This is a genomic window from Paenibacillus sp. FSL R7-0333 (genome assembly GCF_038000365.1).
Lineage (GTDB): Bacteria > Bacillota > Bacilli > Paenibacillales > Paenibacillaceae > Paenibacillus_AQ > Paenibacillus_AQ silagei.
On sequence record NZ_JBBOBZ010000001.1, the window covers coordinates 3,155,570 to 3,174,737 of the forward strand.

Annotated in this window: 14 protein-coding genes; 6 read left to right on the forward strand and 8 right to left on the reverse strand. The window is 52.1% G+C overall.

Going from position 1 to position 19,168, the window contains the following annotated elements; genetic code table 11:
* Positions 1-131: 131 nt before the first annotated feature.
* On the reverse strand, positions 132-1,013 hold the full coding sequence (locus tag MKY86_RS13035; protein ID WP_076077706.1) for a hypothetical protein: 882 nt from the start codon (positions 1,011-1,013) through the stop codon (positions 132-134).
* Between the two features lie 185 nt (positions 1,014-1,198).
* Here MKY86_RS13035 and MKY86_RS13040 point away from each other — a divergent pair, with 185 nt between their 5' ends.
* The 3 genes from MKY86_RS13040 to MKY86_RS13050 all read left to right on the forward strand — a co-directional run bounded on the left by MKY86_RS13040 (position 1,199) and on the right by MKY86_RS13050 (position 3,950).
* The gene (locus MKY86_RS13040) at positions 1,199-1,876 is read left to right on the forward strand and encodes a response regulator transcription factor (RefSeq protein WP_076077708.1); all 678 of its coding nucleotides are present in this window, start codon (positions 1,199-1,201) and stop codon (positions 1,874-1,876) included.
* A complete protein-coding gene (locus tag MKY86_RS13045; protein WP_340826961.1) occupies positions 1,866-3,251 on the forward strand; it encodes a sensor histidine kinase in 1,386 nt (461 codons plus the stop codon). Before MKY86_RS13040 ends, MKY86_RS13045 begins: the two co-directional genes overlap by 11 nt.
* Before the next feature lie 513 nt (positions 3,252-3,764).
* The gene (locus tag MKY86_RS13050) at positions 3,765-3,950 is read left to right on the forward strand and encodes a hypothetical protein (protein WP_340826962.1); all 186 of its coding nucleotides are present in this window, start codon (positions 3,765-3,767) and stop codon (positions 3,948-3,950) included.
* Positions 3,951-4,313: 363 nt separating this feature from the next.
* On the opposite strand, the gene MKY86_RS13055 is transcribed toward MKY86_RS13050, so the two are convergent.
* On the reverse strand, positions 4,314-5,213 hold the full coding sequence (locus tag MKY86_RS13055) for an SUMF1/EgtB/PvdO family nonheme iron enzyme (RefSeq protein WP_076077713.1): 900 nt from the start codon (positions 5,211-5,213) through the stop codon (positions 4,314-4,316).
* A 204-nt stretch (positions 5,214-5,417) separates the two neighbouring features.
* Between MKY86_RS13055 and MKY86_RS13060 the strand changes: the two genes are divergently transcribed.
* The gene (locus MKY86_RS13060) at positions 5,418-6,686 is read left to right on the forward strand and encodes a hypothetical protein (RefSeq protein ID WP_143803642.1); all 1,269 of its coding nucleotides are present in this window, start codon (positions 5,418-5,420) and stop codon (positions 6,684-6,686) included.
* 82 nt (positions 6,687-6,768) lie between these two features.
* Here MKY86_RS13060 and MKY86_RS13065 read toward each other — a convergent pair whose 3' ends face one another.
* From MKY86_RS13065 to MKY86_RS13085, 5 genes are all read right to left on the reverse strand, one after another.
* Complete coding sequence (locus MKY86_RS13065; RefSeq protein ID WP_076077719.1) at positions 6,769-8,829, reverse strand: methyl-accepting chemotaxis protein; 2,061 nt, start codon at positions 8,827-8,829, stop codon at positions 6,769-6,771.
* Between the two features lie 153 nt (positions 8,830-8,982).
* Complete coding sequence (locus MKY86_RS13070) at positions 8,983-9,729, reverse strand: (2Fe-2S)-binding protein (protein WP_076077721.1); 747 nt, start codon at positions 9,727-9,729, stop codon at positions 8,983-8,985.
* Between the two features lie 13 nt (positions 9,730-9,742).
* Positions 9,743-10,705 (reverse strand): ABC transporter substrate-binding protein, encoded by a 963-nt coding sequence (locus tag MKY86_RS13075; protein WP_340826966.1) that lies wholly within the window; start codon positions 10,703-10,705, stop codon positions 9,743-9,745.
* Positions 10,706-10,825: 120 nt separating this feature from the next.
* Positions 10,826-12,472, reverse strand: a complete 1,647-nt coding sequence (locus MKY86_RS13080) for an AraC family transcriptional regulator (RefSeq protein WP_076077725.1) — start codon at positions 12,470-12,472, stop codon at positions 10,826-10,828.
* Between the two features lie 41 nt (positions 12,473-12,513).
* Complete coding sequence (locus MKY86_RS13085; RefSeq protein ID WP_340826968.1) at positions 12,514-13,323, reverse strand: ABC transporter substrate-binding protein; 810 nt, start codon at positions 13,321-13,323, stop codon at positions 12,514-12,516.
* 351 nt (positions 13,324-13,674) lie between these two features.
* Here MKY86_RS13085 and MKY86_RS13090 point away from each other — a divergent pair, with 351 nt between their 5' ends.
* Positions 13,675-15,465, forward strand: coding sequence for an AraC family transcriptional regulator (locus MKY86_RS13090; RefSeq protein WP_076077730.1), 1,791 nt, complete (start codon positions 13,675-13,677; stop codon positions 15,463-15,465).
* Positions 15,466-15,516: 51 nt separating this feature from the next.
* Complete coding sequence (locus MKY86_RS13095) at positions 15,517-17,388, forward strand: ABC transporter substrate-binding protein (RefSeq protein WP_076077733.1); 1,872 nt, start codon at positions 15,517-15,519, stop codon at positions 17,386-17,388.
* A gap of 110 nt (positions 17,389-17,498) precedes the next feature.
* Here the strand turns inward: MKY86_RS13095 and MKY86_RS13100 are convergent, their stop codons facing one another.
* Positions 17,499-18,980 carry a 4-hydroxyphenylacetate 3-hydroxylase family protein gene (locus MKY86_RS13100; RefSeq protein ID WP_076077735.1) on the reverse strand — a complete coding sequence of 494 codons (1,482 nt, stop codon included), beginning with the start codon at positions 18,978-18,980 and terminating at the stop codon, positions 17,499-17,501.
* Positions 18,981-19,168: the final 188 nt, after the last annotated feature.

Consider the following 19,168-nt stretch of genomic DNA (forward strand, 5'->3'; position numbering starts at 1 on the left):
TAATTCCCTGACAGAATTCGAGTGGAAACGACTTTTTATTCTAGCACCTGCTGGAAAATCCACTTAACACGAAGAGCCTGCATCGTTAGACACAGGCTCTTCGGTATTGTATTTTCCGCTATGCGCTTAGCTTATTTGTCATTCTGCAGGAGATGCGGGGGCAGCGGATGCACATGCTGTACCAGATCAGCAGCCCGGGTCTGTACATTCGCCAGTTCAGCTGAATATTCATCCGTCCACAGGTCTCCTCTGGCCAGGCGTTCTTTCAAATCCTGGGTCAGGGCAGCGGCGACCAGATCCATCAGCTTCTGCGTACTGGTTCCGCTTGTGCCTGCCAGTTCGGCAAGGGATTGTCCGCTGCCGAGACCGGAGGCAAGCTGGCTGGTGCTGATTCCCAGCAGTCCGGCGAGTTCCGAGCGGTCAAGACTTTCCAGCCCAGGCCCGAGCGGCGGCAATTCAGCCGTATCTGCCGGTGCTGAACCGTGCACCGGCGGCTTCGGCCGGGTCTGGTTCAGCAGGGACGCCGCACGCTTGGAGACTTCACTGAGGCGGCTCTTATACACGCTCTCGGTGATACGTCCATCCTTATATTCCTGGCTGAGTCTGGCCTCTATTGCATTTGCGGTGAGCTTGAGCAGCTTCTGAGAGTCCACGTTCTGCTGCTTGGCAATTGCGCTAAGCGAGCTTCCCGATTCAAGCGCTGTGCGCAGCCCGCTGGCCGACAGGCCAAGCGTGGCCAGCAGGTCGCTGGTCTCGAGGCCGCCGAGACCGGGACCGCCTAAGCCGGGGCCGCCGGGTGCTCCGGCTGGCGGGCTTAGCGGCTCTGTACCAGCAGGCGGAAGGCCAGCTTCAGGAGCCGGAAGCAGCGGGGCTGGACTCGAAACGCTAGTAGCCGATGGGGAAGAGGCGGCGAAGGCACTCAGCCCGCCAGTACTTAGGATGAGTGCTGCCGTCAAGGTGCCTGCAAGCAGCTTGCTTGCTTTTGGAGTGAATAGATTACGTGGTGAAGTCATCGTAGAATCATCCTTTCCCGCTAGGGGTAATGTATGGCTTGCCGCTTACTCTATACTCCCAGTGTGAAAATACGGAGAAAGGGCAACTGCATTGTTTTCACCAGATTTTCACTGGAATGTGGTATCTTGATATATTGAGAAATGTACAGGACACAAGCACCTGATGAGAGGAAGGGGAGGACCCCATGAAGATATTGCTCGCGGAAGACGATACCCGGCTGGGTGAACTGATCGTACATATGATTAAGAAGAAAGCGGCATACACCGTTGAATGGGTCACTTCCGGGGATGAAGCCTATGATCTCGCCAGTGTCTCCGGCTATGATGTGCTGGTGCTGGACTGGATGCTGCCGGAGCGGGATGGCCGGGAGGTGTGCCGTCAGCTGCGTCAGGATGGTTATCCAGGGGCTATCCTGATGCTGACGGCCAGGGATTCGCTGGAGGACCGGATTCGCGGACTCGATGCGGGTGCGGATGATTATCTGGTGAAGCCGTTCGAAATTGATGAATTGCTGGCCCGGCTCCGGGCCTTGGGCCGACGGACCTTCCTCCCGCTGGAGAATGAGACATGCATGATCGGAGAGCTGGTGCTGGACCGGAACAGCCACCGGATTGCGGCAGGGATGCAGGAAGTTCAGCTTACGCCCAGAGAGTATCAGCTCCTGGATCTGCTCCTGAAGAACCAGGGCACGGTGCTTACCCGCGAGGTGATCCTGGACCGGATCTGGGGGATGGAATCTGAGGTTACGCTCAAGACCATCGATGCTACGGTCAAGCTGCTCCGTAAGAAGCTGGCCGTCTTGGACGGAGAACAACAGCACATTCACAGCATCCGGGGAGTGGGGTATAGCTTTGAAATTTAATGTTTTTCATTCCGGGGCCAGCCGCTCCGGCAATGACTTGTTCGCACGCACCCAAAAGCGGCTTACCTGGCGGTACAGTGCGGTGATGAGCGTATTTCTGCTATTGTCCTTCCTGATCATCTATCTGCTTCTGCATCTCCTGATCTGGAATAACCAGAAGGAGCGGCTTAATTCTCTGCTGGATGCCGAGGTGAAGCAGCTGCAAGGACCTATGTTCGATGAACTGCTGCAAGGGAGGGACCATGGGCCGGGGAATCAGGAATTTACGCTCAGTGCGGATCAGTCATTCTACGTGATCTTGAATACGGAGGGCGGTCTGCTGGGTAGCGGCGAGATTCAGCCGGGACTGAAGGAGCAAGTGCTGAAGCTGGCAGATTTCGGGGCGGCCAAGACAGCGGAGGGACTTGCGATAGTGGAGCTGGAGCAGGGGCCAGGCCTGCTGCATAAGGGGAATGATCCCAAGGACAGCCCGCAGGCTGCTTATCTGCTCGGCAGCCGGGTCTTCGAGCATAAGGGGCAGCCTGCGGGCATCCTGTATGCCGGGAAAGATGTCACCTTCCAGCAGCAGTTATTCCGCTGGCTTCTTGGCGTACTGGCCGCCATCGCAGCGGCATTCATCCTGCTGGCCGCCGTCTTCAGCCGGGTGATGTCGCGGCAGGCGATGGTGCCGGTCCGCGAGGCGTATGACCGGCAGAAGCACTTCGCGGCGGACGCCTCGCATGAGCTCCGCACACCGCTGAGCGTGATGCTGTCCTCCATCGAGACGCTGAAGCTGGAGGACAGCATCAATGAACAGGCGTTCACCCGTCATGTGGTGAACGGGATGTATTCCGAGGTCCAGCGGATGACCGCGCTGACCCGGGACCTGCTCCTGCTGGCCCGCAATGACGCCGGGCTGCTGGAGCAGGTCCTCCGGCGCTTCGACCTTGCGCCGGAACTGGCCCGTACGATCTCCGGCCTGAGCGTGCTGGCCGAAGCGAAGCAGATCCGGCTTACCCTCGAAGCTCCGGCGGAGCTTCCGGTGAAGCAGGATCAGGAGAAGCTGGTGCAGCTCATGGTCATTCTGCTGGAGAATGCCATCAAGTTCACGCCCGCAGGCGGTCAGGTCATTCTGCGGGCTGCGCTCATTCAGAAGAATAGCAGCACGTGGCTGAAGCTGGGGGTACAGGATACAGGCGTAGGTATTCCTGCGGAAGACCTGAGCCGGATCTTCGAGCGGTTCTACCGCCCTGACCAGTCCCGTTCGCGGGAGGCCGGGGGCCATGGGCTGGGTCTTGCCATTGCCAAGGAGCTGGTAGACACGCTTGGCGGCAGCATACGGGCTGAGAACTGCCCTGGCGGAGGCAGCGTGTTCCGTGTGGAGCTGCGGAGCTGAAGCGGTAGTACGGACACGAACAGAATGTATGCGGAAAACCGAACATAGTGTGCCAGAGTAAGGTTTGGGGACCAAATGTATGCGGCAAGCCGAACACAATGCGCCAGAGTGAGTTGAGCTGGCCAAATATATGCGGAAAACTGAACACAATGTGTCAGAGTAAGCTGTGGTGGCCGAAAGTATGCGGAAAACCAAACACATATTGACTTGTAGGCGAATTCTGCTTCTATCCTGCCGTATATGGGAGCATCCATCCGAACTTTTACGAACCCTTCGTGCTGAGTGTGTCTCTTCTCCGCTCAGCAGGCCTCACCCTGTGTAAGCCTGGCTGCTCCGCATTGGGTGAGCCGGGTCTTTCCCGTATAATAGTAGACGTTACGCCGGATGTGACATCAGAGCTTCACCCTGGCGTATGAACTCTAGCTTCAGGAAGGGAATGAAGAAACGTTGACTTATACGAAACTGTTGGAACGAAGAGGCGAAATTCTCAAGCGAACCGTGGAAACCTGGATCATGAAAGAGAATCGTGACGGACTGGACCGTCAAGAAGCCCATATCTACAGGAATATGGTCAAAGAGCTTCATCAGAACGAGCAGGAATTGAATGTGGCACGTGTGGAAGAACTGGATAAGAGCCCGGATTCGGACACAGAAGGAGCTGCTTCAGCCCAGAGAGAGCTTGTATCGCAGGGTGTGTGAAACCGATAGCCCATGAAGCTGTATTTACTTTAATAATGGAATCTAATAAGCCGCCCATCTTCGCATGATGCGAAGGAAGGGCGGCTATTGTCCTTGTGTAGGAAATAGAATGTATGCGAAAAACAGCATATATTGTGCTGACACGCAGGCATGTGACCCGAATGTATGCGAAAAACAGCATACATTTGCTGGTACGCAGGCATATGGTCCGAATGTATGTGAAAAACAGCATACAATAGGCAGCCACATAGCCCATGAGCCAAATGTATGCGGAAAACCGAATACAATGGGCAGCCCAAAGCCCCATGGGTTGCATAGCTCTTACATCCTTCACCCGCAGAGTGGCTTTTGCTTGTCTTATACTTACAACCTCACAACCCGCCGGTACACCAGGCAATCCAGCAGATCCTCCCATGTAAGCTCGCTCTCATAAGGATCGCGGAAAGCGGTCGCGGTTGGGAGATACCCGAGGGCAACACCTTGGCCGCCATGCAGATTGCAGCCGCCGTCGCCGCCTTTGCCGGTGATACCGTCCGGTGTGAGGACCAGCTCCTTCATGTAAGGATCGCCGGGGAAGCATAGCCCGAACCCATTCGGCAGCTCCAGCGGATACGGGTCCTCAGCATTAGCCTCCCCTGAACCGGACACATGTCTGAGCCGCATGGTTTCGTCAATATCGTCGCCCCACGGGAACAGCGTTCGTGCACCTGCGCCGTACAGATACTCCCATTCGTCTTCAGTCGGCAGGGTGAAGCCCTCCGGCAGCTCCGACTCGCACCATTCTTCGAACGTTTCGCTGTCATCGAACAAGTACACAACAACCCGGTCACCGTCCCGTTCCAGCCGGAAATACTGGGAATATTCATAGCTGGTATGCGGCCCCTGGCGGAACTCTTCGATAGCTTCGAGCACATCCTCATCTTCCTCCGGGTCGAGCCGGTCCAGGGAACATTCGTACCAGCCTGCCGAAGCAGGCTGGCGCTGCACGAGCAATGGTCCGATCACAGCCTCGCGGACGGGAGACATCTCTGCATACATATGTACCTCTGAGCGGCCCAGGGTCACCGTGTCGCCCGGCACGTACATGTATTCACTGCCCTCATATACGAAGACACCCGTTTCTATGGACTGGCCGTAACGTTCGAACCTCTCTAACCGCTGCCACTTGAAGCCAGCGGGCAGCTGTTTAAGCACTCCCTGCATCGCGTGCCTCTTCTCATCAACCGTTAATTGCCCCCATGCGGCACGGTCCCATGCTACCATGTCATAGTCTCCTCCCGGGAATCGGCATTGTCAGCCTGTTTACTGTCATTGTAATGGACAGCCCGGGTTACTGGCAAACGCGCCGGGAATGCGGCCGGACACACTGGTTAGATAGCATCCATTTATAACCTGTCCTTAGGGTCGGTGTGCTCATATAATAGTTTAGATTGGAACACAAATACATAGACAACGAGGGATGGAAGTATGAAATCAAAACGCTTGAAATTTTTCGCCGCAGGCTTTGCGCTATTACTGGCGGCACAGGTACTGCTTCCCGGGCGCTCATCGGCGGCAAAAGTTATGGAACAGCTCCCGAAGCCGGAATGGAGCTATACGCTGCCGGATGGCCTTAGCTTCTGGGGCACTATAGACACCTTACAGAGCAAGCAGCGGATGTTCATTCCGCTAGTCAAGACCGTAACGGTGTCACCGGGCAAGACGAAATCTTCCGGCATGCTGTACTCATCCCTTGACCGCATTAACGGTTCTGCCAACTGGGTATATGACTATTCGGACATGGCCAACGACAAGCCGTTTACTGCTAATGGTTTTTATTCTGCCAGTAACGGCTACAGCTATTTCTATAAAATGTGGGGCGGCAAACCCTATGATCTTACCGTTGTTGATCCGAACGGCAAACGGAAATGGACCAAAACCATAACCGGGTCCTACTCGCCGGTGGTGCTGGATAACGGAAATATAGTGATTCAAACCTTGGTTAGCGGCAATGTAGCTTCTCGTGGTATTACCGAGTACAGTCAGGACGGGAAGCAGGTACGCAAGCTTAAGCTGACCGGTAAATGGGCCTCAGGGGTGATTGATGTGCTGCCGAACGGCTATGTGGTACATAAGGAGCTGGATACAAATAGAGTCAGCGTATACCGGAGTCTGGATACTCTGACGAAACCGCTGGTTACCTACACCGCTCCCAAAGCAGTTAAATATCCTGATTTCCAGGTGTATCCGCTTCGCGGCGGGTCGTTCCTGATTAAGATGAGCAGTAGCGATACCTGGCTGTTATTCGGCTATGACGCTAACGGCACCAAGAAGTGGGTGCGTCCTGTGAACAAGATGGATCGGATTGATACGACAGGCAACAACTATCTGATTCGGAGCGACAACGTCTACAAATTGTACAGCAAAGACAACCAATTGCTTGGTAAACAACAGATCGGTGAAGCCGGGGACCGCGAATGGTACAGCCGGATAACGCCATCGGGCGAGATTACGGTCGAGAAGCAGTACCAATGGCAGGAGCGTCCGGCTGTGATTGATCCTGAGACCTTTGAGGGGGATATAGCGAAGGAAGATTTCTATGTGCTTGACCCGGCGAACCTGCAGATCAAATATCATCTCTCCACAAGCTGGCATGACTACGAAACCGGGCATAATTACATTTATGCGGGAGGCGGGGAGCTGTACATTTCGAGGAGTTATGCGCCTAAGACGATAAGCAAATATATGTTAAAATAGCACCAGATCGAGCTAATGCCTCCGAATGACAAAAACATCGCCAAGTGAGTATCTCTACTTGGCGATGTTTTTGCGTATCCTTTTATTCCAGCTTGAACTGCCGCAGCTCCTCCTCCAGCTTCAGGGAGATCACGCTCAGCTCCCTGGATAATTCCGCGACCTGCTCAATACTGCCGAGCTGCTCCTGTGTATTGGCACTTACCTCTTCAGTGGAGGCAGAATTCTCCTCGGTCGTCGAAGATATGACCTCAATCGCCTGCAGAATCTCATCCTTGTGTTTGTGGACAATCGAGGTGTTATTGCTGATCTGCAGCATCCGTACCTTCAGCTCCTCCAGGTCACTGTTCAAGCTGAAGAAGAGCTGCTTCGCATTCTCTACGGAGTTGGCGTTCTCTTCTGCAATCGTAAGGTTAAGAGTAGTGTGTTCTACGGATAGGTTTGTTTTTTCCTCAATGGCGCTGACCTTCTTGTATATTTCCTCGGTAGCCCGGGCCGTCTGCTCGGCAAGCTTACGCACCTCACCCGCTACCACGGCAAAACCTCTGCCATGTTCACCTGCCCGGGCAGCTTCAATGGAAGCATTAAGAGCGAGCAGATTGGTCTGGGTGGCAATTTGGTTCACTGTGCCTACGATACCCGATATCTCATGACGGCTCAGATCAATATCCTCAATAAGTGATGACATCGCCTGTGTGGATCTGTGATTGTCTTCTGCGGCTTTGGAGAGCTGTTCCACCAAGTCAAGGCCTGAACTGCTGAGCTGCGCAGAGGTCTGTACCATGGTTCCTACAGCCTTGGCTTCACTGGTGATTTCGTCAATTTGATCCGATAATGCACCGGTTTTGTGGAGAATGCTCTCGGATTCAGCGGACTGGTAGTTGGTGGCATTCGCAATTTCATTGATGGCCGTAGCCGTTTCGTTCATAGTTATCGCGGTTTTGGTTGAGATGGCTTGCAGGTTGTGGGAGGACTGGGCCAGCACCTGAGTCGTATTATGGATCACCTGAATCATACCTTGAATCTTCTGGACCATGCCCGCAATGCCATGAGCAATCTGTCCGATTTCATTGCGAGAGGCATCATTGAGCTGAACAGTCAGGTCTCCGTCTGCAATCCGTTTGATAGCGGCCAGCAGTTTTGGAATGGAGCGCAACAGGTAGCGAAGTGTGAGATAACAGATGAACACCAGGACAACAGCGGCGACAGCAAAACCGGTGATGGTCGTCCGGGTGAAGGACGTCAGCTCGCTAAGCGCCTCTTGCCGGGTAATGGTTAAGCCTACAGACCATCCGGTATCCTTGCTGGTGGCATAGCCGATATAACGGGGGTCACCATTATCATCAATGAGCGATACGCCGGATTCGCCGTTAATCATTTTTTTACCGATGGCGCCTAGATCGCCCGGACTCTCTGTGATTTTCTCCTTCAGTACCTTGGCTTCATCCGGGTGATAGAGAATATCGCCAGAGCGGGTAGCCAGAATGGAGAACCCGGTGCTTCCCAAGGAGTAGCTCTGCATGATCTGCGGGATGTCATCGAAAGCAATATCAGCGGCAATGAAGCCGATCATTTGGCTGCTCTCATTCAGAATCGGATAGAAAATGCCCATCAGCATTTTGCCGCTAATGACGTCGGCGTAAGGTTCAGAATAGTAGAGACCCTTGGATTCGGATACAGGCTTGAAGTAGGGGCGGGCGCGGATATCAAAGTCCGATTTAGAGGTCAGACCGTCATTTTGGAGGAAATATCCCTTCCCGGATAACCCGGCCACCCAGGCATCGGCGAAGGAGGGCTCAGACTTTACAATGTCCGCCAGTGTGGCGAGTGCTTCTGCGGCGTGGGGGGAAGTGGTGATTTGCTCTGCTGTTGTGCTCTCAATATATTTTTGGAAAATCGAGTTGGTGGACATTTGTTTGACCAGTGAGCCCTTCTCCTTGAACAGAGCATCGAACTGGCTGACAATTCCCTGTGTCTTGGTCATCAGCATCGACTCTTGCTGGCTTACTAGAATGCTTCGGGTGCTGGAATAGAAGAAGGTACCCAGGATCGAGAAGACGACAAGAATAATGACTAGCAGTACAATGGCCAATGTGTTGGCGATGCTGGTTGAACGGACTGGCCGTTTTTGAATTAGCTGTGACATAGGTCATCTCCCGGATATGTATTAGAGCGAAAGCTCTTAAATAATATGTCGGAATATGGCGGATATTCTTGTAGAGTGAAGTATGTTATTTCACAGAAAAAACCGGCTGGGAAAAGGTTCCAAGCCGGTGAGTAGTCTATTAGGCCGTGCCGGTTAAATGATAGGACATCCGCCGCAATAGTCATGATCCGCTCTGAGTTTATAGGCCAGACAGCAGGTAGCCTTCACAGATATCGTATCGTGCGGAGGGTGGGGGTCTCTCCGGAACTTGGGTGTGATACGGAACGGATTGCTGCGAAGTCCGAATGCCTCCGGCGTCAGCTCCCAGAGTACAGCTTGGAATTGCCTGTGGATCTGGCTGCGGCTGCACTCATTGGAGGCGTCAAGAGCATCCTCTTCGATAAAAGTATACAACTGATTATAGACATGCTTCCACAGCATCACCGCTTTGGTCTGTGAAGCCTCGGCAAGCGCCGCAATAATTGGTCTGACCTCGTTCGTGTAGAACAACCCAAGCTCATCTATGATCTCATTTCTATTCCTGTTCCGGTCATTGATACCCTCCCGGTGGTTATGGATAGGGAAGGCGAATTCGGGATACCCATCCGTGCGGACGAGCTGCACAGACAGGTTATTTAGCCGCAAGGCATGAGCCAGCGGATCTGCGGCTGTGAGCAGTGCGTATTTGGCTCCGCAGATCCCGGCGATCCATGTGCAGAAAATGGCTGCCGCTATACGTTTATCCTCAGTCCCAAGCATGGAAGCATAAGTGGTAAGCAGATGCTCAGCATGTGCGGGCATACATAATTCTGTCAGTCGTAAAGTAACCACTGCGTTCTCAACAGCTTCAGGGGAGATGAAGTAACGTTCAGCCCTCTGGAGCTCGCCAGTGTTGCCCATCTGAAGCCCCCCTTTATTTGGAGTTGCCTTCAAAGGCTTGAAGCACCGCATCCACCGCATAACGGTTAGCCAGAGGAGACATCCCCAGGTTGAACCAATCCTTGCCGGCCATGGTGTAGACCTGGTTCTTTTTGACCGCAGTCATGTTCTTCCATAATGGACTCTTCAGCAGATCCTCATAGGTTTTCTTCACCCCGGCATCGTCCTCGTTATTCAACTGAAGGAAGATGTGATCGGGATTATACTCCGGCAGCTTCTCCAGTGAGATGGATAAGGAAGGATCTTTAGTCGGGAAATTCGGGATCATCTCCAGCCCAAGCGTAGTGTGAAGGAATTTTCCGCGGTCAATCTGATCCCCGTAAAGAACGAAGCTGCCCGGCATCACCATCATGTACATCACCGTTTCATTACCCACCAGATCATCCAGCTTCTGCTTGGCTTCTGCCTCCTGAGCCTCCAGATCCTTAATTACCTTCTCTGCAAGCTCCGTCTTGCCGAGTACCCCGGCGATATCCTTCAGCTCATCCCGCCAGTCATCGCGCTGCGGCAGCAGAACCGTCGGAGCGATCCCCGACAACTGGTCATAATCCTTAGCCGACCACCATGTAGGGGCGAGGATCAGATCAGGATTGGCAGAGAGAATCATTTCAAAATTCGGAGTTTGGGCTATGCCCATCTTCAGCGTATCCTTGAAGGGCTCCTCTAGATAAGTCGGGAACTCCTCCTGGTAGTTCTGTACAGCAACGGGCGTAACGCCTAACGCTTGTAGAAACTCAGGGTAGACTACGGATAGGCCGACGACTCTGGTCGGATGGGCCGGGATCTTAATCTCGCCCTTCTCACTGCCTACTACCCGGAAATCGGCTTCGGCGTCTGCGGCCACCTTGGCCTGTCCACTGTTGTTGGAGCAAGCCGTCATTAACAATGTTAATACTATCGCCATGCAGAACACCATTCTTTGTCTTATCTGTCGCATATCTTCAATAACCTCCTGAGTATGAATACCTGTCATCTCACCTGAGAGTGAGAATCAATATCACTGTTAGGAGTATAAAACAATCTGAAGGATTCGACTATTGACAATCGCGCCAATATTTCATGTCTGATTACGCCAGAGTGCCAGCGCGGAGTCAAGAACCAACTCCTGGGTGAACGAGCTATACTCTGTCCAAGGGTAGGGAGGGAGGTACTCGATTCGTGAAAACCCTGCGGGATCAGGGGGCAGCAAGGACTCTCTGTCCCGGAATGCAGACCATAAGGCTTGCGAAGCTGCATCCTCATCCACTATGAACAGCAGCTTGTCCGCATCTGACGACCACAGCTCCTCCGGGGTTATTGTCTGATTGCTCAGTCTACGATCCACAACGGACGCCGGAATGAAATTCAGATCATCATAGAATACCTCAGCTAAGCTTCGCGTAGATAGCAAGGTGATGGACTGCCCGGATATGCGGGCAAGGAGCAGCTTGCCTATGGCTGAATCTTGACCTAATTGCGCCCGGATGCTCTTGGCCTTACGCTCATAGTTGTTCAGCCAAGCTGCTGCTTCCGGTGCTCTGCCCACGCATTCTCCAATGAAGTGTAATTGCGTGCGCCAATCCGTCTGGAGCTTAGACACAAAGAACGTGGGGGCAATCGCCTGAAGCTGCGGTAACATCCTCCGGCTGACCGATGGTTCCAGCCCCAGAATATAATCAGGGCGGAGGGAAGCAAGCTGCTGGATGCGGATAGCGTCATCTTGGGCAAGCGGCAGAACCGCATCTGTCTCATATTTACGGCGGTAATATTCTGTCCAGGGATGGTCAGCCGGTGCGGCGCAGGGAATAATATTCAGGGTAAGCAGCGCCCCAATCAGGCTGCCGTGGTAGGCAACGATCTTCAGCTTGGCATTCCGCATGAAGGTCGCCGGAGCTACACCGGTAATTTGCTTGAATTTGCGCCGGAAATAAGGAACGTCCTTGTAACCGACATAAGCGGCGATATCCTTCAATTCATAATTCGTATGCGGCAGCATAAGACTTCTTGCTTGTCTGATCCGGTATTCGGTCAGGTATTCAATCGCGCTGAGACCATATTTCTGCTTGAACAACCGGATGAAATGCCTTACGCTTGTACCTGCTTCACCCGCCAGCAGGCGGATAGAAAGCTCTTCACGGTAATGCTGCTCTATATAGGTCTTGGCGCGTTCCATAATCGTATCGGTATCGCTAGGCTGCAGCTGCCGGGCATCGCTGAGCAGACTGAACAGCAGCTCATAGAATCTGCTCTGGGCAAGAAGCTGCTGTAAGGGGTCTGTACTGCCAAGGGAAGCGGTGATAGCCTCACAGTGTTTGCTGTATGTAACTGAAGAAGACATCGTTGTTTCTCCTTCCAGGGAGAAGGGGAGCGGGGGCTCCGTTGAGCTTATCCGGCCCGGTTGTACAGGCAGATTCGGCTGGCTAAATACATCAAACCGCAGAATGTATATATTCGGTTCGCCCGAACTGTCCAGGCAGGCTTCGATTAATTGCCCCGGCAGGCAGACAAAGGCAGCTCCCGCTCTGAGTTCGCCATACCTGCCGTCCACAGTGATCCAGCCCCGGCCCGAAACTGGAATCAGGAGCAGATGCGATTCAAGGAATTGCAGTCGGAGTGAACACCCTCCCGTGAGACTGCTGTTCTGCTCGCTGCTCCGAAGCCTGAACCACATCTGATCAAGCTGTCCGAAGGCTCCCGCAGGCGGGATTCCATCCTTACTGTTCATTCTTTGCACCCCCGTTCGCTATTGTGCGCTTATTTCTTACATTACTTGAGCATCGTCTGCTTACTGGCCAGTCGTTCGGCAATATCCTCCGCTTGCAGGATAGAGGTATACGGGTCTGAGCTTAGGTATTGATGAATATCCAGCTCATACACCTGGCCGTTACGGACTGCATCCAGTTCGCTCCATATCCCGGGAAGGGTCTCGTCAGATGCGCCTACTGTTTTCATCACCAGCAGATAATCACCTACATACTGCCCGAACACCTCGGAGCTGATTTCAATGCTCTCCTTATTCTGATCAAAGAGCTCCGTCTTTACTTTCTCAGCAGGAGTCAATCCAAGCAGCTCGTAGACGGCCTTGCCGCCCCGATTTGCACTTTTGCCTACAATGCCCACACTTTTTAACCAGTTAAAATCCGTTATCGTGAAGGTTGCGCCAGCCGGCACAGCAGCCTGTGCTTTGGCACGGGCGGCCTGGGTCCGCTCCCCGAAGGACTTGTTCCACTTCTGAGCTTCTTCCTGACGGTTAAGAATTTCTCCCATTGCGCTGACCTCTGCCTGCATGGAGTCATAATCATCGGCTATGAATACGACAGTAGGGGCGATTCTGGAATAAGCTTCATAAGCCTCCTGGTTCCAGGTGATGATCAGGTCCGGATTAAGCTGAATGATCTTCTCCAAGGATACCTCGTTATGGTTGCCGATATCTTCCACGCCTTCAAGCGGCTTGCGCAGGAATTCCCCGTAGTCCAGCAAACTGCCCGGAACGCCTACCGGCGTCAACCCAACAGCCAGCACATTGCCAATGTTCCAGTCCACAACCACCCGGGAAGGGTGTGCAGGGACCTCCACATCTCCTTTTACAGTTGAGAGAATACGCTTATCCTGTGAATGGTCGGCTGTATTCCCTGGACGGCCGGAATTCTGCTTAGAGCATCCTGTGAGCAATATAGCCATTGCCAGCATACACAATAAGGCTATGTAGTACAAATTGAACCTTTTGATAATGTTCGACCCTCTTTCTTATTGAGAACTATTATCACTATAGAAGGTGGTCTCTATTTACACAATGACCAATCAGGAACATTCGGCATACCTGTTTCGGAACATGGGAGGCATTGCACTGAGAATCATTATCATATACTATGGGGACAGATGATAACGAATCTTGAAGTGTTCAAGCATTGAGACTGGAGTTTTCTTATGAATATAGAGGGGTATATTGAGCTTTGGGATAATCAGGCGGTCCGTCTGCTGGATATCCGTCAATCAGGCATGGAACCGGGAAGGGAATACAGAGAGCAGCGGCTGTCCTCCCATACCTTTATTTTGGTGCAGGGACGGGGCCAGCTGTGGTTGGATGAGACGCCTCATGCATTGGATGGCTGGTATGTATTGCACGGAAGTAAAGGCGCCGTTGTGCGTATGAAGGCTGACACGGGGATTGAGCTGTACTCGATCATGTATATGCTGGTTGAGACTGAGGGGGAGGTGCAGGAACCGCTGAATGAGCAGCTTCCCGGCATAACCTTACAGTGTGAATATGGGTTGAAGCCGCATTATCCGCTCCCGCTACTGGAGCTTGCTTCCAGGCTGTATGAGAAGTGGGGAAATATAGCTTTTCTTGAACGGATTCAAGTCACGGCGATATTCTACCAGTGGCTCTACGAGCTGCTGCAGCAGATGCATCAGCAGCAGCAGGAGATCAGCCTCTTTGGTCCTGACCGTACCCGTCTGGCTGTTCGATATATGCAGGATCATTACGGTACCCCCCTGACTGTAGCTCATGTTGCTGCTGTGACCCATTGCAGTCCGAGATTATTAACCAGACTGTTCAAGAGCAAGCTGCAGACAAGCCCCGGGCAGGTACTGGCGCGTATTCGTCTGAATAGAGCCTATGAGCTGCTGCATACGGAAGCAACCTTGCAGGAAATCGGAGAGCGGGTAGGTTATGCCAACGCCTATGCCTTTAGCCGTTTTTTCAAGAAGCACGAGGGTGTATCTCCCGATTATTACAGGCGGCAGATCAGCGATTGTGAAAGAGAAGGCATACAGGACAGGATAATCCTGCAACCGCGCACTATACAGATGGCCCATGAGACCCTTATAGAACAGACAAGAGGGCGTACTTCCCCTATGGCGGGTATCGGGCACAAAAGAAGAAATATACAAACGGTGATGGGTGAGATTACTATTCCGGACAAGCCTGAGCGGGTAGTTATAGATTGGAGCCTGGGAGAAGTGCTGGCTTTGGGTCTGACACCTGTGGGAGCTCCGCATACCTTGTTGGACAGCAACCGGCTGCTTGGGCAGTATATAGGTTCTGAGGTACAAGATATCGGCAACCACAACCAGGTATCTATAGAGAAGGTGCTTGAACTTGAACCTGATCTGATCATTACCTGGGACAAGACAGCCTTTGCTTCCTTTGCGAGGATAGCTCCTACAGTAGTCTTTCAGAGTGATCATTTCCGTTCAGCCGGGGAAGGGATCGCCGCCATGGGGCATATTCTGAACCGCACTCAGGAAGCGGCGAAGTGGATTACCGAATATGAGACACGGGCAGCTTATGTGCGGAATGCGATATTGCGGCAATGCCCGGAACGGCGGACGTTCACTGTGATTGACCCGAATTGGAGTCAGGAGATTCGGGTTATAGGCAATGCAGCCACCCGGGGCGGGAGAGCTGCCTATGAAGTGCTGGGGCTGCAGCCGCCATGGAAAGTGTGGCAGGAGCTGTTCGAGCAAGGACATGAGTCGATTTGGATTGATCAGCAGGACATTGCCCAATACACGGAGGATTATCTGCTGGTTCTAAGAAGCAAGCAGAGTGGAAGGGAGGGGTACATGCCGGATATGACTGAACTTCACCGGGCAGCCGGCTGCGGGATCATAGAGCTGCAATGGGAGAACTACTTCTTGTCCGATCCGCTCTCGGCTCTGCTGCAGGCAGAGGAAATGACCAAGCTGATTGCTCAAGCGGATCGAGGATAAATGAAGAGAGTTATACAAGTATGTAAGCTTATTATTTATAGAGGTGCTTCTATGGAGTGGTCAGAAAGAATACGGTTATGGAATCATGTGCCTGTGAAAGTGTTGGATGTTCGTCATGTGATCATGCAGCCGGGAGAGAAGCTTCAGAGTTATACTTTGCCTTCAAGTGCGTTTGTGTTCACGAATCAGGGTGAAGCCAAAGTCATGCTGGACGAGTATGGGAGCGCATCAGGCAATCACCAGGTCGTACATGGCGGAAAAGGTGCAGTTCTTCATATCTGCTGCTTGAGCAGTACGTTTGATTATTACCTGATCTTATACAAGCCTTGTCCCGGCAGTCCATTCACAGACCTGGCGGGGGGCAAGCACAATCCGTTCCAGCAGCCCTATGTCTTCCAAGGGAGCGATCCCTGGATGATCCTCTCCCTGCAAGAGCGCATGCTTCAGCTTTGGAAAAGCGGAGGGGAGCTGGAACGGATGCAGGTGACCGGACTGTTCTATCAGTTCGTGTCTGAACAATTTCGTCAGCTCCAGCTGGGCGGAGCGCAGCAGGCGGAACCGGATCTGGCTGAACAGATCGCCCGTTATATCCGGGAATATTATCGCCAGCCCCTCTCTATGACAGCTATGGCTGAGCTGTTCCACTACAGCGCCCATCATTTGGTGAGGGTATTCAAGCGTAAGTATGATTGCAGTCCCATGGAGTATGTGAGCCGGACCCGGATGCAGCAAGCCAGAACCCTGCTGGCAGGGACAGATGCTCCTATCCGCCATGTTGCTGAAAGTGTCGGGTATACGGATTTCTATTACTTCAGCAGACTTTTCAAAAAGCTGTACGGAGAGACCCCCGCCCAGTTCAAAATGCACGCACCGTTACACAAAGGTTCAATTCCTACCAATGATATGCCGGAATCGTTCATTGCTCCAGCGAAAGAACAACGCTATATTGATATCAGTGATAATCATTATCAATACAGAACATGGAGTGTGAATGATTTGAAAGTTAGCCACAAACCCCCTTTTGCCGTATCCCTCTTATTCAGTCTGTCTGTGCTGCTTGCAGCTTGCGGAGGCGGGAATACGAAACCCGAAGCAGCAGCAACAAGAATATTTACCGATGGCTTCGGCAGACAGGTGGAAATTCCAGTCGAGCCTGGCGCGGTAGTGGCGCTCGCTTATGGCGGTTATATGCTTCCTCTCGGCCTGATGCCGGCGGGTGTCAACCAGGAGACGCTGGATCAATACAAAGAAGAGATGAAGACTGTGGAGAATATAGGGGCAGGAACAGGCAGTGTTGAGGCCATCTCTGCATTGGAGCCAGATCTGATTATCATTCCGGACTATCTTGGTGAAGATGTAATTGAGACCTATGAGAAGATTGCTCCAACTGTAGCAGTCGCCTGGGGCGGTGACCCGGATGTGGTGAATACCTTAACAACCATGGGCGATATTATGGGTAAGCAAGAGGAAGCGGAGCAATGGATTGCTTCCTTCGATGAGAAGCTGCAGGGCATCCGCGATAACATCAATATCAAAATTGATGAAGGAACTACAGCGATCTCATTCATTATCCGTAACGGAGAGGTGTTGCTCGGAGGGGAAGGAGGTACCTTGGGCAAGCTGATCTATCAGGATTTCGGTTTTGCAATGCCTGAGCAATTCAAGCCCTATGCGGATGGGGGAACGGTACTGTCCATGGAGATGCTGGTGGACAAGCCGGCGGATTACTTTTTTACACAAATGACGGATGAAGAGCTGGCTACCATGATGGAGCTGTTCAAGGAGCCTGTCTATCAGAGCATCCCTGCGGTGAAGAACAACCGGATTATTAATGTATCCCGTGTGAACTGGAACAACGGCCCTTATACCGTAGACAGAGGCGTTGATGCGTTGATTGAGCAGGTATCGAAGCTGCAGGAATAGACGGCTGGACCTGAAGCAGCCCCGGAAGCATGGAGACATCAGACTTTTAAATGATGATTTTCCGAGAAAAAAGACACTCTCCTCAGAACAATGAGCAGAGTGTCTTTGAGTTACCGGCTTCCCCTCATAACGGATCGAATTTCTTCTGGCGCAATGAACTCGTGAATGATGTGACGGATGGATTCGTGATTATCATAGCTGTTGTACATACGCCAGGCCAGTGTGTGGGAGCTGCCAAAAAATAACCGCTCAAACTGGATTTGTCGCCCTCCGAATGCACCCGCTCCGAGTTCCCAAGCAAGCCGGAATAAAGCGTTTCGGAACCAGGCCTCTGAAGCCGAACCCTTCAAATACTGACTAAGGTACGTACCCGCGCTTGTATCGAAGTCGGACTCTGAGAGGATCATGATGAGACCGCTTGAACTGATATTTTGAACCATTTCAATCAGTTCCGGATAAAATTCCGAAAAGTGAACAGACGAAGCCAAAAGTGGACCTTTGTCTGGAACGAGATATCCGAATTTGTCCGGGGAAGCCCCTATTTCAGAAGCAAGTCTTAAGGCTTTGAAGGTCTCTAAATAGGTTATCGTTCTGGAAATAGGCTGAATAGTATGGGGCTCAGGGATAACGTTTTGTTCTTCCGCCAAAGATTCCAGCAACCCGAGAAAGAACTCTGTTTTAGCAATATAGCGGGTGATGATTTGATGGGCCAGATGCGTATGGAAGTGACTCTCGCCGAACAATCGGGAACAGTACATTTCATCTCCGTAATAAAATACACGGTCATGAGGGATAAGAACGCGGTCAAATATGACTAGGGTGTCCATCTCTTCATATCTTGAGCTTAACGGATGGTCGTAGGCAGAGGAGGCTGCGTAGCTTTCACGGCAAAAAAAAGTCATCCCGTGCAGATCATTTGGCACGGCGAAGGCAAACGCGAACGGATTATCATCATCCGCAAACGAGGGGGAAGGCGTCGGGAATACGAGCATTTCATCGCATGTAGCCCCTTGTGTTGCCATCATAAAAGCACCGGTTACAATTATCCCTTCAGCATTGATTTCAACGACTTTAGCAGCGATAGAATCCTCTGTAGCATCAAGCTGGCCGGATATTTTGCTTGCTTGCGGCTGGATGAATGCATGGGATAAGGTAATGTCATGATCCCGGCAGTAAGCATAGTACTTCCTGAGGTTCTCAGCATATTTCGGATTCAGCTCCTCAAGGATATCTGCAGCTGTAAACAGAGACATGAGGGCTGTATTCATATAATCCGGGGAACGTCCTAAAAAGCCATGATGGCAGTTGGACCAGAGCTCAATCATTTTTCTGCGGCGCTGTAAATCTTCAGCATTCTTGGGAGGAAGAAAAGATAGACCAACAGGCTCTCCTGTATCGGGTGAAGGGTAGGTCATCTGTGCTAAATAACGCTCATCACACTGCATGTCGTACATTTCGGCTTGGGTTTGTATGAGACCTTGAAATGCGGGATGCTTGGATAGAGGACCTTCGATCCGTGTTCCTTTGTAAAAGATATTGATATTTTGCCGGTCGATACGTTCGATGTATTGGCTACCTGTTTTAATAGGCACACGGTTCACCTCTTTAAAAGACAGCTTTCACTAAAAAAAGCCGTGTTATTGCTTTTAATATACGTAACCATGATCTGCTTTGTACATTGTCCGTAGATCGTGAGAGAGAGCCCTAATCCATCTGCAATTTCAGTGAGCCCGAATATGTTGTAAAGCATTCTTTTACCGCCTGCTCCAAAAAAGTTATA

Bases quoted from the DNA above. Each gene is read 5' to 3' on its own strand.
- MKY86_RS13035 (WP_076077706.1), bottom strand. From the start codon at position 1,013: ATGACTTCACCACGTAATCTATTCACTCCAAAAGCAAGCAAGCTGCTT.
- MKY86_RS13040 (WP_076077708.1), top strand. From the start codon at position 1,199: ATGAAGATATTGCTCGCGGAAGACGATACCCGGCTGGGTGAACTGATC.
- MKY86_RS13050 (WP_340826962.1), top strand. From the start codon at position 3,765: ATGAAAGAGAATCGTGACGGACTGGACCGTCAAGAAGCCCATATCTAC.
- MKY86_RS13055 (WP_076077713.1), bottom strand. From the start codon at position 5,213: ATGGTAGCATGGGACCGTGCCGCATGGGGGCAATTAACGGTTGATGAG.
- MKY86_RS13060 (WP_143803642.1), top strand. From the start codon at position 5,418: ATGAAATCAAAACGCTTGAAATTTTTCGCCGCAGGCTTTGCGCTATTA.
- MKY86_RS13065 (WP_076077719.1), bottom strand. From the start codon at position 8,829: ATGTCACAGCTAATTCAAAAACGGCCAGTCCGTTCAACCAGCATCGCC.
- MKY86_RS13070 (WP_076077721.1), bottom strand. From the start codon at position 9,729: ATGGGCAACACTGGCGAGCTCCAGAGGGCTGAACGTTACTTCATCTCC.
- MKY86_RS13075 (WP_340826966.1), bottom strand. From the start codon at position 10,705: ATGCGACAGATAAGACAAAGAATGGTGTTCTGCATGGCGATAGTATTA.
- MKY86_RS13080 (WP_076077725.1), bottom strand. From the start codon at position 12,472: ATGAACAGTAAGGATGGAATCCCGCCTGCGGGAGCCTTCGGACAGCTT.
- MKY86_RS13090 (WP_076077730.1), top strand. From the start codon at position 13,675: ATGAATATAGAGGGGTATATTGAGCTTTGGGATAATCAGGCGGTCCGT.
- MKY86_RS13095 (WP_076077733.1), top strand. From the start codon at position 15,517: ATGGAGTGGTCAGAAAGAATACGGTTATGGAATCATGTGCCTGTGAAA.